15 protein-coding genes are annotated in these 14,727 nt (G+C 45.7%); all 15 read left to right on the forward strand.

Features of this window, described 5'->3' with window-relative positions:
- Positions 1 to 1,560: Ig-like domain-containing protein (locus MSA64_RS04100; RefSeq protein WP_287890675.1), on the forward strand; the 1,560-nt coding region annotated here is incomplete at its 5' end.
- A 208-nt stretch (positions 1,561 to 1,768) separates the two neighbouring features.
- Positions 1,769 to 3,052, forward strand: a complete 1,284-nt coding sequence (locus MSA64_RS04105; protein ID WP_287890677.1) for an FHA domain-containing protein — start codon at positions 1,769 to 1,771, stop codon at positions 3,050 to 3,052.
- Between the two features lie 104 nt (positions 3,053 to 3,156).
- On the forward strand, positions 3,157 to 4,197 hold the full coding sequence (locus MSA64_RS04110) for a hypothetical protein (protein WP_287890679.1): 1,041 nt from the start codon (positions 3,157 to 3,159) through the stop codon (positions 4,195 to 4,197).
- 73 nt (positions 4,198 to 4,270) lie between these two features.
- Positions 4,271 to 5,143: an FHA domain-containing protein gene (locus tag MSA64_RS04115; protein ID WP_287890681.1), complete on the forward strand. Its 873-nt coding sequence runs from the start codon at positions 4,271 to 4,273 to the stop codon at positions 5,141 to 5,143.
- A gap of 137 nt (positions 5,144 to 5,280) precedes the next feature.
- Complete coding sequence (gene essC / locus MSA64_RS04120; protein WP_277663760.1) at positions 5,281 to 10,248, forward strand: type VII secretion protein EssC; 4,968 nt, start codon at positions 5,281 to 5,283, stop codon at positions 10,246 to 10,248.
- The gene (locus MSA64_RS04125) at positions 10,245 to 10,964 is read left to right on the forward strand and encodes a LytR/AlgR family response regulator transcription factor (RefSeq protein ID WP_287890684.1); all 720 of its coding nucleotides are present in this window, start codon (positions 10,245 to 10,247) and stop codon (positions 10,962 to 10,964) included. Before essC ends, MSA64_RS04125 begins: the two co-directional genes overlap by 4 nt.
- Positions 10,945 to 11,565 (forward strand): hypothetical protein, encoded by a 621-nt coding sequence (locus tag MSA64_RS04130; RefSeq protein ID WP_277663762.1) that lies wholly within the window; start codon positions 10,945 to 10,947, stop codon positions 11,563 to 11,565. The genes MSA64_RS04125 and MSA64_RS04130 overlap by 20 nt, the downstream gene beginning before the upstream one ends.
- On the forward strand, positions 11,562 to 11,810 hold the full coding sequence (locus tag MSA64_RS04135; protein WP_277663763.1) for an EsaB/YukD family protein: 249 nt from the start codon (positions 11,562 to 11,564) through the stop codon (positions 11,808 to 11,810). Before MSA64_RS04130 ends, MSA64_RS04135 begins: the two co-directional genes overlap by 4 nt.
- A gap of 98 nt (positions 11,811 to 11,908) precedes the next feature.
- On the forward strand, positions 11,909 to 12,469 hold the full coding sequence (locus tag MSA64_RS04140; protein WP_277663764.1) for a hypothetical protein: 561 nt from the start codon (positions 11,909 to 11,911) through the stop codon (positions 12,467 to 12,469).
- Positions 12,470 to 12,548: 79 nt separating this feature from the next.
- The gene (locus MSA64_RS04145; protein ID WP_277663765.1) at positions 12,549 to 12,845 is read left to right on the forward strand and encodes a WXG100 family type VII secretion target; all 297 of its coding nucleotides are present in this window, start codon (positions 12,549 to 12,551) and stop codon (positions 12,843 to 12,845) included.
- A gap of 16 nt (positions 12,846 to 12,861) precedes the next feature.
- On the forward strand, positions 12,862 to 13,182 hold the full coding sequence (locus tag MSA64_RS04150; protein ID WP_277663766.1) for a WXG100 family type VII secretion target: 321 nt from the start codon (positions 12,862 to 12,864) through the stop codon (positions 13,180 to 13,182).
- Positions 13,183 to 13,191: 9 nt separating this feature from the next.
- Entirely contained in the window at positions 13,192 to 13,503 is a 312-nt protein-coding gene (locus MSA64_RS04155; protein ID WP_287890687.1) for a WXG100 family type VII secretion target, read from the forward strand.
- 31 nt (positions 13,504 to 13,534) lie between these two features.
- On the forward strand, positions 13,535 to 13,834 hold the full coding sequence (locus tag MSA64_RS04160) for a WXG100 family type VII secretion target (RefSeq protein ID WP_277663768.1): 300 nt from the start codon (positions 13,535 to 13,537) through the stop codon (positions 13,832 to 13,834).
- A 91-nt stretch (positions 13,835 to 13,925) separates the two neighbouring features.
- Complete coding sequence (locus tag MSA64_RS04165; protein WP_277663769.1) at positions 13,926 to 14,240, forward strand: WXG100 family type VII secretion target; 315 nt, start codon at positions 13,926 to 13,928, stop codon at positions 14,238 to 14,240.
- Positions 14,241 to 14,425: 185 nt separating this feature from the next.
- On the forward strand, positions 14,426 to 14,727 hold a 302-nt coding region (locus tag MSA64_RS04170), incomplete at its 3' end, for a hypothetical protein (RefSeq protein ID WP_287890689.1).

The raw sequence follows: 14,727 nt of genomic DNA on the forward strand, positions 1-14,727 counted from the left end.
TTCAGCGGTGACAGTGATTACACTGTAACTTATGACTGCTTCGACCTGGCAGGCAACAAGTCCAATACTGAGAAACTGGATGAGTTCACTGTTGATAAGACAAAACCTGTGATCCAGGTTTCTTATGACAACAACAGTGCATTGAACAACAACTATTACAAAGAAGCAAGAACAGCAACCATCACCATCACCGAGCATAACTTCAATCCTGGTGAAGTGACAGTTACAACAACAGCACAGCTGGATGGTGCAGCAGCTTCCGCACCTGGCGTAAGCGGATGGTCAGGATCCGGGGATACACATGTAGCAACCGTTTCCTACTCTGCAGATGCAGATTATACATTTACCATCAGTGCAACAGACCTGGCAAGCAATGTATCCGATCCATATGCAACAGAAAGCTTTACCGTTGACCAGACAAAACCGACAGTAGAGATTACCAATATCGAAGATCGTTCCGCAAATAACGGAGAAGTAGCTCCTGTTATCACACTGAACGATATCAACTTTGACAGCGGCAAGACAGTTGTGCACCTGACCGGAGCCAACAAGGGAGAAGTAGATACCACAGGTATGTACACTTCCACAGCAAGCAACAAAGGTCAGACACTTACTTTCTACAACTTCAAAGAAAATATGGATGACATCTATACTCTGACTGCTGAGACAACTGACAAAGCAGGAAATCAGTACAGCACATCCAAGATCTTCTCTGTAAACCGTGACGGTTCTACTTATCTGTATGATGATTATACAGAAGAACTGATCAAGAATGGTTACACCAACGATCCGAAGAATCTGGTAGTATCCGAGATCAACGTAGATACCCTGACCTTCCGGGAACTGACGGTATCCGAGAACGGAACACAGAAGACTCTGGAACAGAACAAAGACTTTGAAGTAAGTGAGTCCGGAAGCGATGTAAGCTGGAAAGAATACAAATACACCATCAACGCATCCAACTTCGAGAATGAAGGAGACTACAACGTTTCCATCTACTCCGAAGACCGTGCAACCAACGTAACAACCAACACAGCCAAGTCCAAAGATATCCTCTTTGCAGTGGATAAGACTTCACCGGTTATCTCCCTGGCTAACATCGAAGACGGCGGAAGATATAAAGTAGAAAGTCAGACATTCACAGCAAACGTAGATGATAACATGGCTCTGGATAAAGTTGAGTATTACGTAGACGATGAGCTGAAACAGACCTTCGATGCAGACGAAGTATCTGCAAACGGCGGTTCTCTGGAACTGAGCGTGGATTCTTCCAACACATTCCAGAACGTATCTGTGAAAGCTTATGACAAAGCAAACAACGAAGCAACAACCGCAAGCGTAGACGTCCTGGTATCTGCAAATACATGGGTACAGTTCTACAACAATAAACCGGCATTCTACGGTACAATTGGAGGCGGTGTGGCAGCAGTAGCAGCTGCAGTAGCCGCAGGCGTACACTTCAGTGGTGCAGCCGCAGGAACAGCAGCCGCAGCAGGAAAAACAGCTGCAGGCGCAGGTATCTTCCTTGCAGGTAAGAAAAGAAAAAAAGATGAAGAGTAAATAAGAGAAAATCATAACTGCGAAGAAACTGAGCAGTTATCGATAATCTCTAAACAAGCTGAGTCAGGCTGCTGCTAAAAGAGCAGCAGCCTGTTCTGCTTTGTCAGCATAAGATTTTGAATATGCGTAAAATCATATGCTGAGAGCGCAGAACAAAAAGGGAAGGGGAACCGTGAAAGTACTGAACAGTTACAGAGAGGGATCATATATGAAAAAGCTATACGAGGAATATTTGATATTTGAGATAAGAGATAAGAACAGCATCAGCCGGGAAAGCCTGGAATCTATCCGGAACCGGGAAGTAGACGGAGTTATGAATCTGCAGATGATTCCCAAGGATGCAGGAGTCTACTGCTTCTGGAATCACAGCGAGATGCTGCCTTTAAGTGCCTGGATGAAAGAAAATGTGGAAAATAATGAGAAGGAATGGATCCGGAAGCTGAACTGTCTGATGGAAGTCTTTCAGAGGATTGAATGGAATCCCCATCTGTCCATGAACGGAATCCTGTGGGATACCGATGCAGTCTATGTAACACAGAATGACAATACCATCTATGTCCCGGTACTCCCAATCAATGATCCGGGGAGAGAATGGGAAAACAAGCTGAAGGATTTTGTCCGTGATCTGATAGAGAAAGGCAGATGGTCACAGACACCACTGGCACAGGCTGTGGAAAGCGCTCTGGCAGTCCGGGTAACACCGGAGAACCTTTGCAGAAATATCCAACTTCTGATGCCGCCATCACAGCCGGAAGCTATCCAGGAACCTGTGATACCAGAAACTAAATATCAGGAAAACAGAAATAATCCGGAAAAACAGGAAGAACAACACGCCGTATCCACAGAAGAACTGGACTGGAGTGTCCGTATGGAAAAAAGTGAGGAGACAGGCGCAGTTCCGTCCCAGGATGGGAGCACAGAGTCAGCCACAGAAAACGGCGTCTTTTTTCGGAAATTTAAAGAAAAGCCGGAAGAACCGGTAGAACAAGCCGTGTCCGGGAGACCGGATCCCCAGCCACCGATGGACAACGTAAAAAAAGACACCCAGGTGTTACGAAAAAATATGCTGAATACCGGCAATATAGGAAAGTCATCCGGATTCTCCAGTGTAGCGCCCATGCAGCTGAATCAGAAAAAAGAATCCGGGGCACTCCACAATTCGAAGAAAATCAAGGAAGAGAATCCGGACAGGCAGCTTCATTTTGTATCCTTTGGCGGTTCCAATCAGATAGATATCACTATCAACAAATCTTATTTTGTCCTTGGAAAATGGACGGCCTGTGTGGATGGGGTCATCAATTATACATCTACCATCAGCCGGACCCACTGTGCGATCCATAAGAGCGGAGCGGATATCTATATCGAGGACCTGGGCAGCGCCAACGGTACTTTTGTAAATGATAAGAAACTGACGCCTTATGAAGGAGTGAAGATCACACCCAAGGATGTGATCCGCCTTGCACAGGAAAGATTTGCCATCACATATAGATAACAGGTAACTGGAAAGTATTGAACAGTTACGATAACAAAAGCAACAGACAGAGAACAGGGTGCAGGTAAGTTTTTTTGCTTATAACAGCATCATACAGGTGGAATATGAAAGAAGAAAAGAGAATTGTAATTGTAACCGAAGACGAAGAACAATTGATAGAACTGGCCTGTGTCTTCTTGCGGCACGGAAAATCCAATCTGGAATTATATTCCGATGCAGCATTTATCAGAGATCCCCAGACCATTGACCGGATGGTAGCAGATGGACAGTCGGAAGCTTATTTACCGGCGGTTTCCGGTGTGACTTTTGTTCTGAAAAAAGAGAATTTCGGAGAGAGTACGGCCAATGTAACGGGAAGAATCTATATGGATGGAAATTCCATGGCAGAAGAACTCTATGAGAAGATGGAAACATGCGTGCAGCGCCTGCAGGAAATGGAAGCAGAACCGGAACAGAAACAGGGGATAGATGCAGAGCCTGAGAGCGAGGCAGAAGAACAGGAAACTGCGGCTACAGAGACCAGACTCTATCTGGCAACAAGTCCGGTAGGCGGCGCCGGCAAGACAGAGGGAACCATCCTCCTTGGTAAGCTGCTGGCACAACAGGGAAAAAGAGTTTTCTATATTAATATGGAAGAAACACAGGATTTTGGATATTTCCTGGACGAGACAGACTGGATTTCCGACCATGCCTTAGCCAGACCGGTGGAGGAACTGCTTCAGCAGGAGACCGGGCAGAAAGAGATCACATATCTGAAGCCCATAAAGACAGAGATGGCGGAAGAACAGATGGCAGACCGGATGATCAGTCTGATCCATTCTATTATAAGTTTGAAAAAATATGATGTGATCCTTGCGGAAGTGCCATGTAAAAGGAACTGGTATACACTCTGTCTTCAGGAACAGATCCATAAGGTGCTGGTATTTGCCAGACAGGATGCCTGCAGCAGAGAAAGAATACGACAGCTGGAGCAGGAGAGAAACCAGGAGCTGGAGCACCTGTATATATGCGGTTTGTACGATCAGTGCAGAAAGAATCATCTGGAGGATCTGCAGGTGGCGGAATATCTGCCATATACAGAGGATGCTTCCCTGGAAGGGCTGCAGAAAAACGGCTGTATGAAAACTGTGGCAGAATTGCTCTAAAGAGGTGCCGGAACACCTCGCGGGAGAGTGGCTGCTGAACAGTTACGAATAAACTAATAAATCTGGAGTACTTATGATACAACTTAAGACGAAGCATAAAGGAAATCAGTTGACGATTACCCACAAATTGAATCAAAAGGAACAGGTAGCCCATCTGGAACAGTCCCTGATCGAGCAGGGCGAGATTCCGGAGCTGCAGCCGGTGACGATCCACAACGGACTGTTTGGGATCAGGATGCAGTTTATACTGAGTGATTGTATCTCTCTTCCGGAATATCTGGCTGCAGGGATTCCACTGGAACAGTTCAGCAAATGTCTCCTGGAGATCATTCATATCATTCAGGAGTGCGAATCTCATGGAATCAGCATCAGCAATCTGGAGGTGCGGCCGGAATACATCTATTACGATGTGGCAAGACAAAGGATACGCATGTTGTACTGGCCGATCCATTCGGTAAAGGAATATCCGGATATCCGGGGATTGTTTCAGAATATGATGGACCAATACGCATACCGAAACGATGAAAGGGATATGTTCTTTCGGATGACAGGTCCACTTGGAAAAAGGGAAAAACTGGATCTGCTGGAATGGGAGAAGATGATTTCCCTGTGTACCGGCATCTCTCGAACCCGGCAGCAGGAATATTGTCTGTACCATATAACAAAACAAAGATGGATCAGTCTGAAACAATATCCATTTTCCATAGGGCGTCAGCCGGGGGCGTGCAATTATGCGGTGGATGATTCTCTGGTCAGCAGATGTCATTTCACACTTTTGATGCGAAACGGGCAGATCTGTATCCGGGACGATAATTCCGCCAACGGAACCAGGGTGGAGGGCCATCTGCTGGAACGTGGAAGAGAATATATTTTACAGAATAAGAATCAGATCGTCATTGGCAAACAAAGATTCCAGTTTTTTACAGAAATACAGAACACAAGATAAGAACAGAATCAGGAGCATCCTGAGACATAGCGCGCGAATGGATGCGTATAGCATTAATTCTGTGCATCGCGAAGCGTGTTACTGAGAACGGAGCGAACAGTAACCTAAGAATAGAAGAAACAGGGGGATTACAGCATATGGGCTTGATTTTGGCAATCTATACCAACGATGCCTACCAGGAGGTGCATCTGCCGCAGATCGACAATGCGGATTATGATCTGTGGCTGCATGCCAGATCCTACGGCATCCGACAGGATATTCATATTTTTATGGAGGTATTGGATCAGCAGTGGAGGTTTCGGACTTCCGGAGACTATGCAGTGATGTATGCAAAAGGAGAGTTTGGGGATACCCCACTCAAACCGGGTCAGATCCTGCAGATTGAAGCGAAAAGCGGTGATACCCTGGCAGTTCTTGTGCTGGCATCGCCAAAGGAACTGACAGCTTCCAGCAAATTCCGTATTCTTGGCAATACCATCTCTATCGGTAAGGCAGAGGATTGTGATATCTGCTATCCGTCTCAGAGAATTATCTCTCAGCATCATGCCCGGCTGCAGGTGCAAAACGGTCGCTGTGTGATCACGGATACCAGTACCAACGGTACTTATGTAGGAAATCTGCGGATGCATCAGTCTCAGGAACTGCGATTTGGCGATCTGATCAATCTGTACGGGTTGTCTATCACTTATCTTGGAGATATTCTTTCCGTCAGCTGTCTGGACGGTCAGGTTTATGTGAATCCGGACAAGCTGGAAATTGTTTCTTTTCCAAAAACAGTTGATAAAAACAGGAAAACAGAAGAAATTCCTTCCAGTGAGAAGATCGTACATATTTCACCTCGCGTGATTCCCAAATTATTTGACGGGGAGGAACATATTGATAATGTTCCTCAGAAAAGAGAAGAAGATAACAAACCGGCCTGGATGAGTATATTACCCTCTTTTACCATGATGCTGCCTATGATGCTGGGATATTCTCTGATGAGTTCCGGTAACATGGGAATGGGTATCTTTATCACCGGCGGTTCTGCGGTTGTTGGTACTGCATGGGCCATCATCAACCTGCGTTACAACAAGAAGGATCACAGAGAAAAGGAGCAGAAGCGTCTGACCAGATATGAGGAATATCTGATCCAGACTGCAGAACGTATCCGTGACAAGTTTGAATTCAACCGGAAAGCACTGCTGGAAATGTATCCGGACGCGGCATCCTGCAGTTGTTATACCGAAGACTCCCCGGAGATCTGGACCCGTTCCAAACAGTATTCGGATTTTCTTTATCTGCGTCTGGGGCTTGGGGAAATGCCGTTCCAGGTAAAAATATCTGTTCCCCACAAAGGATTTTCTATGATTGACGATGAACTGGCGGATCGTCCGGAGAATCTTGCAAGAAACTTTGAGACCATGCGGGATGTTCCTCTGGGAGTGAAACTCAGTGATCACTCTGTAGTAGGTGTGCTTACCGGTTCGGATCAGAACGCAGCCCTGAATCTGTCAAGGGTTCTCATCGCCCAGCTTGCTGCCACCCACAGTCCGGCAGATGTAAAACTGGTCGTCTTGTATGATGAAAATTCCGAACATGCCAGGGAATGGTCCTATGTACGCTGGCTGCCCCATGTGTGGAACGAAGAGCGGAACATGCGTTATGTGGCATCCAATGAAAGTGAAATCAATGATGTTTTATATGCTCTGGCACAGGTACTGAGAAATCGGTCCGAAAGTGCACAAAGCTACGGATCACCTAAGAAATTCTATCCTCATTATGTAGTTCTGGTGGAGAAGCCGGAGATGCTGGAATCCCAGATGATCTCCAAATATCTGTATGAAAGCGGAAGTGCCCTGGGAGTTACCACGGTGATCCTGGCAAGCTCCTATGAAAAACTGCCAAGTGAATGTAGCTTTATCATCCAGGACGATGAAAACTTCAAAGGAATCTACGGAGTAAGAGAAGGTGGAGACGAGAGAAGAAATGTAAGCTTTGACATGGTCAGCTATCCCCAGATGGATCACATGGCAAAGAAGATGAGTATGCTGAAGGTAAATCAGATGGAAGCCAGCAGTGATATTCCGAATTCTATTACTTTCTTTGAGATGCTGGGTATTCACCGACTGGAAGAGATGAATGTGCTGGAACACTGGAGAAAGAACCGTACCTATGAGTCCATGCGTGCGCTGATCGGGCAGAAAGCGGGAAATAAAGACTGCTATCTGGATATCAACGAAAAATACCATGGTCCGCATGGTCTGGTTGCAGGTACTACCGGTTCCGGTAAAAGTGAAACGCTGCAGACTTATATTATCTCTCTGGCAATGAATTTCAGCCCGCAGGATGTGGGATTTCTGATCATTGACTTTAAGGGTGGAGGTATGGCGAATCTGTTTTCAAAACTGCCGCATACGATTGGTCAGATTTCCAACCTTTCCGGAAGTCAGGTACGCCGTGCGATGGTTTCCATCAAGAGTGAAAACCGCAGACGTGAGCGGATCTTCGGGGAATATGGTGTGAAAAATATAGATGAATATACAAAGCTGGTCAAGAACCGTGAAGCCAGTGAACCGATTCCCCATCTGCTGATCATCATCGATGAGTTTGCAGAGCTAAAGAGAGAAGAACCGGAGTTCATGCGGGAGCTGATTTCCGTAGCGCAGGTAGGTCGAAGCCTTGGTGTCCACCTGATCCTGGCAACACAGAAACCGAGCGGAACGGTAGATGACAATATCTGGAGTAATACAAAGTTTAAACTGTGTCTGCGTGTGGCTGACAAACATGACAGTAACGATATGCTGCACAAACCGGATGCTGCCTTCCTGACACAGACCGGACGCGGGTATCTGCAGGTTGGAAATGATGAAGTATACGAACAGTTCCAGTCCGGCTGGAGTGGTGCGGTCTATGATGCTGACGGAAATGGTGGAAAGAACGGAGCGGTGATCCTGGATCTTCAGGGAAGAGAGATGGCAAGTGGACATCGTTCCAAAGGTGAGAAAAAGAAAAAGACCATGGTTCGCTGGATGACAGAAGTTGTCATGGTGATGCTGGAAGCAGGAAAAAATCAGGGTGTGGGAGAAGCACTGTTCCTTTGCAGCCGTGAGGAAAGAAGAACGCTGGCGAAAGAGACGATTGCACGTCTGAACGCAGCGGAAGAGAGATTTCCTGAAAATGCATCCAATATACATATCATAGAAGAGATGATCCAGTGCTGGCCGCAGTCCCATGGTACGGAAGCAGAGATTGCAGAAGAACTGATCGAACAGTTCCAGACTTCCGGCAGGAAACTTCCGGAACAGAAAGAGATCACGCAGCTGGATGCAGTGGTTCGTTATCTGGCGGAGCTGGCTGAAAAGAATAATTATATCAACAAACAGAAATTGTGGATGCCGGAACTTCCGACACAGATCGCGATGAATCAGCTGCAGGGATACGAAGAAAACTCCTATCAGAATGGCAGCTGGCCACAGCATGAGAAAGAATTTGTTCTTTCCACTTATATCGGTCTGATTGACGATCCGGAAAATCAGATGCAGTATCCGCTGGTTCTTGATCTGGCATCGAAAGGGCATCTGTCTGTAGTGGGTGGTGTTACCAGCGGTAAGAGTACGATGCTGCAGTCTCTGGTATATGGTCTTGTGACCGGTTATTCACCGGAAGAAGTAAATATTTATGCAATTGATTTCAGCAGCCAGATGCTGTGTCCGTTCGAGGAGGACGCACATGTGGGCGGCGTGGTTCTCGAAGGGGAGGACGACCGCCTGAACAAATTGTTTGGTATGATCGGAAGTATGCTTGCTGAGAGAAAGAAGATCGTAAAAGGAGGAAGTTTTGGTCAGTACGTGAAACTGCATGGTCATAAACTCCCGGCGATTGTCCTGGTAATCGATGGTTATGCAAACTTCCGTGAGAAGACAGATAATCGTTTCGAAGATATTCTCCTGGAATTATCCAGATCTGCAGAGGGATACGGTATTTTCCTGGTGATCTCTTCCGCAGGGTACGGTGCAACCGAATTACAGAACAAAATTGCCGATAATATGCGCCAGAGTATCTGTCTGGAACTGGGTGATAAATACCGGTATGCAGAGGCACTTCGGACTTCGCATTTTGATGTTCTTCCGGAGAATAATATCAAGGGCCGTGGCCTGGCAGTTATTGATGGAAATGTACTGGAATATCAGGCGGTATTACCGGTGATCGCAGAGAATGATTACGTTCGTTCCGAGCAGATCAGAGAAAAAAGTGAACAGATGAGTGCGGTATGGAAAGGAAGAAGAGCAGCGGAGATCCCGGAGATTCCGGAAAAACCGACCTGGAGTATCTTTACACAGCTGGATCGCTATCAGCGGATGATTCAGGAAAAGGCAGCACTTCCGGTGGCATATGTGCAGGAAGATGCGTCATTGTTTGGCATCGAACTGGCGAAGACTTTCTGCTATATCCTTCTCGGAAGAGAACGGACCGGCAAATCCGTACTGCTTCGTAATATTGCGTGTGCAGCAAAAGATATGGAAGGAAAACTGCTGTTTTTCGATCATGAAAAAGGAACCGATAAGGTAACTGCAGATCTGACAGGTGCACAGTATGCATCGGATGCAAGGAGCTATTTTAATAATATCAAAGAGCTGATTACCATTACCAATGAACGTGCTCCACGGCGAAAAACATTACAGAATCAGGGACTGGAGGATGAGGAAATCTACGAACAGATCCGTCAGGAGTTCCCGCCGGTATTTGTCTGCATTGCTGATCTTTCGTATTTTATGCAGACGATTTATACCAATCTGGAGGGCATTGGTAAGCTGAGTCCCTGGATGGAGAATATTTTTGCAAAAGGCCGGCTATTAAATGTATTTTTCTTTGGCGCATGCAATGTGTCCGAATTGCCGGGTATGATGGATAAGATCGCTTATCTGAATTTTATCAGTGAAAAGAACGGAATCGTTCTTGGCGGAGAACTGAGTAAACAGAATCTACTTTCCTATACGAATATCAGTTACAGTGAGCAGGTAAAACGAATGAAACCGGGTCTGGCTTACGCTACACTGGCAGAGGATAATCAGGTGGTAGAACAGATCGTGATTCCGCAGAACAGGGGGACAGTAATACAATGATTCAAATCCTGGCATATGGAGGAAAGAATGAAATGCAGAGCCTGCGTGACATGCTGATCCATCTGTCTGTGCAGTATGAGAAACTGGAATATAAACTGAAGATTTTTACAACGGTAAAAGCCTGGGAGAAAGCTACAGCAAAGATGGATCTGATCGATCTTGTAATCTGCGATGTATCAGATCCACAGGCTGTGGAGATGTTGGTTCGGGCAAGGAAGAATTACAGGGAAGCAAAGATTATTCCGATTGCGGATGAACACATTTTGCCGTCGGTCTATGTAAGACCGGACATTTCCCCATGCACCCTCCTGTGGAGACCACTGAAAACAGAAAAAAACAGGAAGGCATTATTACAGATTCTGCAGACCTTTGTGGTTTCGAACGAGGAAGAAAGAGTATTTTATATCACAACACGTCAGAAAACGCAGACCGTGCCTTATGGGAAAATCCTGTATTTTGAAGCCAGAGAGAAAAGGGTTTATGTGCGGACAGAATTTCAGGAAATCGGCTTTCACGCAACACTGTCCGGGCTGGAAAAGGAATTGCAGGATGCTTTTATCCGATGCCATAAAGGATATCTGGTAAATAGAGACAAGATCCGGAGTGTGGACTGGTCACAACACCTGGTGCAGGTCGGAGAGGACTGTATCCTTCCGATCTCACGAAACTATCAGAGCAGATTAAGGGAGGCGTACCATGAAAGAAGCAATGGATGAGACAAGGATCTTATCCACCCTGGAGGTAAAGATCTGTATGCAGATCCTGGGTGTGGAAGAATGGAATTATTTCCCGATTGCTTCAGAAGAAGAAAATCTGGACCAGAGGATCCTGGAAGCGTTTCTGCGGCTGGTGGAGATGGGATTTCTGGAAAGCTGTGGTGGCGGCTATCGCAGGACACAACAGATGGAAGAAGTATTTGCACAGGCGGTGCAACCGGAATTTACCATGCAGATCCTGAAAAAGGAAAGTATGCCGCTGGTTGTCACCGGAAACAGGGAGAATATGGTAGTTCTGGAAACGATATCTGTTCAGGAAGGAAAAGTACGGGTTTACCATACTGATCAGGAAAGAATCTGGAGATATCTGAACGAATTTTCCGGGAAACAAAAAGCGGAAAAAAGCATGGCAGATCTGTCGGGTGCATCCAGAGTGGAGAACTCGGATATCGCGATAAAACTGGAAAAAGGGCAGCAGGACAGTCTGCTGTATATCTGGCAGAGCGATACCGGGAAAAAATATCTGAAAAACGGGGAACAGAAAGAGACGACACTGGAGAAAGAAATATTTTGGAAGCTGCTGGAGGGAGAAGACAGATGATCATCGTAAATGTTGTGTTTGGAGAGATGAACAAAGCGTACGACTTTAAGGTGGATGAAACAGAGGAGGTCCGACTGCTTGTGGATGAGATGGTAGGGATGATCGCAGAGAAAGAACATTTGAATGTAAGTAAACATTCCGGACTCTTTCTGTTGTGTGACCAGAAAAGACAGAGGGTATTTCCACCGGACACTACGCTGGCAGAACAACAGGTGGCCTATGGAGATACGTTATTTTTGATATAACATGCAGGTTATCCCGTTTGACATGCAGGTTATCGCATTTGGGAAGAGGAAGAGATAAGATATGGTAGAGTATAGTCATGGAAAGGGAGGGAGGTAATGTGATAAAAGTCAATACCGTTGCCCTGGAAGAAAATGCCTCCAATCTGCAAAAGATAGAGATGCAGGTTGCGGATATCCTGTATGATATTTCATTGATTGAAAAGGAACTAACCTGTAATCATACTGTATTTGAAGAAGAGATCCATGCGATACAGAAGCAGACTAGCAGAATCAATAAAGAAAAAGAATATCTTCACACGATGCAGCAGTGTCTGGCACAGTGTTCGCAGCAATATATACAGACAGAACAGAAAAACAGCAGGTACGGCGAAGAGATTCCGGTGACCGAAACAACGAAAAAAACCGGATTGCCGGAAGTAAAAGTTGCCGGACGGATCGATCTGACCATGACGAATATCTATCGCCAGAACCAGCCAAACCGGATGAACATTATCCGGCGAGCCTGGATCAACCGCTGGATCGTGATGTTTCCGTGGCATGGAAATCACTGGAAATTGATGAAAGCCCCTGTTGTAAAACGGAGCCAGGTACTGGTGTTTCTTCCGGATACAGTGCTTAATCAGCGGATTCAGCAAATGGTTCAGCTGATGGTGAAATGATGGGATATATCATCGGATTTATCTCACAAAATCAGACACAGAAAGATTTCGAAGGTATATGAAGAAGAGGAGGGAGCAGATGAAGTTTGAGGTAGAGACAGGTCAGGTCAACAGCATGGTACAGAGCTTCAAAGAATCTCTGGCACAGATTTCAGCGAACAGACAGCGAATGTACAATGCTATGGAAACGCTGGACGGTATGTGGCAGGGACAGGCTCACGATGCATTTGCGGTGCAGTATCGGAGTGATAACGAAGAAGTGGTTGCACTTTTGAAAGATCTGGAACAGGTAGCAGAAAATATCGCGAAAGCAAGACAGGAGTATGATACCTGTGAGCAGCAGGTAAAAGAAACAATAGCTGCAATTGAGATATAGAGCAGGAGGAGAGAATATGGCATTAACAGGTCAGATTATTGTTACAACGGAGCAGCTGCGGACCCAGGCGGGAGTTGTCCGACAGGAATTAAGCAGTATGCAGGCTCAGTTTGACCGCATCAAAGGCTTGATTGACGGATCCTCCGGATACTGGATCGGTGAAGCGGGAGATGCTCACAGAAAGCAGTATACAGGCAGAATCTCATCGATAGAAGAGATGTTTAAAAAATATGCGGAACATGTGAAGGATCTGGAAGAGATGGCAGGAGTATACGAAGCAGCAGAACAGGCAGCATCCAACGCAGCAGACTCTCTTCCGATGAGTTTGCTGGATTAAGGAGGAGACATGAAGACAGCCAGATCGATTTCAATAGCATTTGGAAATGCAATTGCACAGGCGGAAAAACTGGAAGCCAGTGCCGAGCAGATGCGTGCTTCGAAAAGACAGATGGATAGTATCCGGGATTCCCTGAAAACAGAATGGGAAGGAGAAAGCGCATCTCTTTACTTCCAGAAATGCGATCTTCTGGGAGCAAAATTAGAAAAAACAGCCGGCGAACTGGCACAGATCGCGTCGGTTATCCGCAGATCAGCCAGAGCATACCGGGATGCTGAGATGAAAGCACTTGAAGCAGTGCAGACAAAAACGTTAACTTAAAAAAATTATTATATTTTAGGAGGAAATTAACATGGCAAAATTTCAGGTAACAACAGCAGAACTGAAAGCGGCAATCGCAGATCTTCAGGAGAAAAACGGCACATTCAAAAACAAAGTCAGCGAACTGGAACAGTCCCAGCAGGCACTGAGAGCACAGTGGCAGGGCGATGCCAATACTGCATTCAACACAGCATTCGAGAATGACAAAGCACAGTGGACAACATTCTCCACGCTGATCGATCAGTATATTCAGGCGCTGCAGACGATCCTGCAGACTTACGAACAGGCAGAAGCAACCAACACTTCTACTGCATCCAACAGAAGTTATTAGAGTAATTGTTCAGCAGCCACTGTAAAGGTGCTGCATAGGTACAAACTTACCAGGAACTATACAAAAGTAAACGAAAAGGAGAATAACAGATATGGAAGGAACATTATTAGTAACACCTGCAGAATTAAAAACAACAGCCAGCACATTTCAGGGAAAAGCAGGAGAAGTAAAAAGTCTGCATGACGAGATGATCAGCAAAGTAAACGCACTGTCCGGAAGCTGGACCGGCGAAGCATCTGAAGCATACAAAAGCAAATTCAGCTCCTTACAGGCAAGCATGGACAAAGTCAACCGTATGATCATGGAACATGTAAACGATCTGAACAACATGGCAGATGAATACGAAAGAGCAGAGACCACAGCGATGAATGCTGCCAACGAACTGCCGGCAAGTACACTGGATTAATGAAATGTAGTTTCCGAATACCCATAGGAAATATTATTTGCGAGTTTCTTATGGGTGTCGTGGCAGTCTCCGGAGTCTCTAAAAACACAGACGTTGGCTTATTGACTGCATAAGCAAGGGCTTTGTTAATTCAATAGGCAAAGCCCATTGATTAAGAAAGATAGACGTAAAACTGAGGTAAGCACATGGGAAAAATTCGAGTAAATACGGATGCCATAGACTATCAGATGCAACAGATGGAGCATATTTCGAGTTCGCTGGATCAGATTTCTTCTGAAATCAGTGAAATAAGTAGAGGGCTGAGCTGGCAGATATCTTCGCGTGAACAGATAAAGAACAGATTGGACGCATATGTGGATTATGTAGTACGATTGACTTATAGAGTGAATAGGTTGCATGCGGGTCTGAATAGTGCAAAATTGAAATATATAAGTGCAGAACAAAGAGCTAATCCAGACTTTCATGGTATAAGTGTGAAAAGTCCGTC

The sequence above is a fragment of the Oliverpabstia sp. genome (assembly GCF_022785585.1).
Lineage (GTDB): Bacteria > Bacillota > Clostridia > Lachnospirales > Lachnospiraceae > Oliverpabstia > Oliverpabstia intestinalis.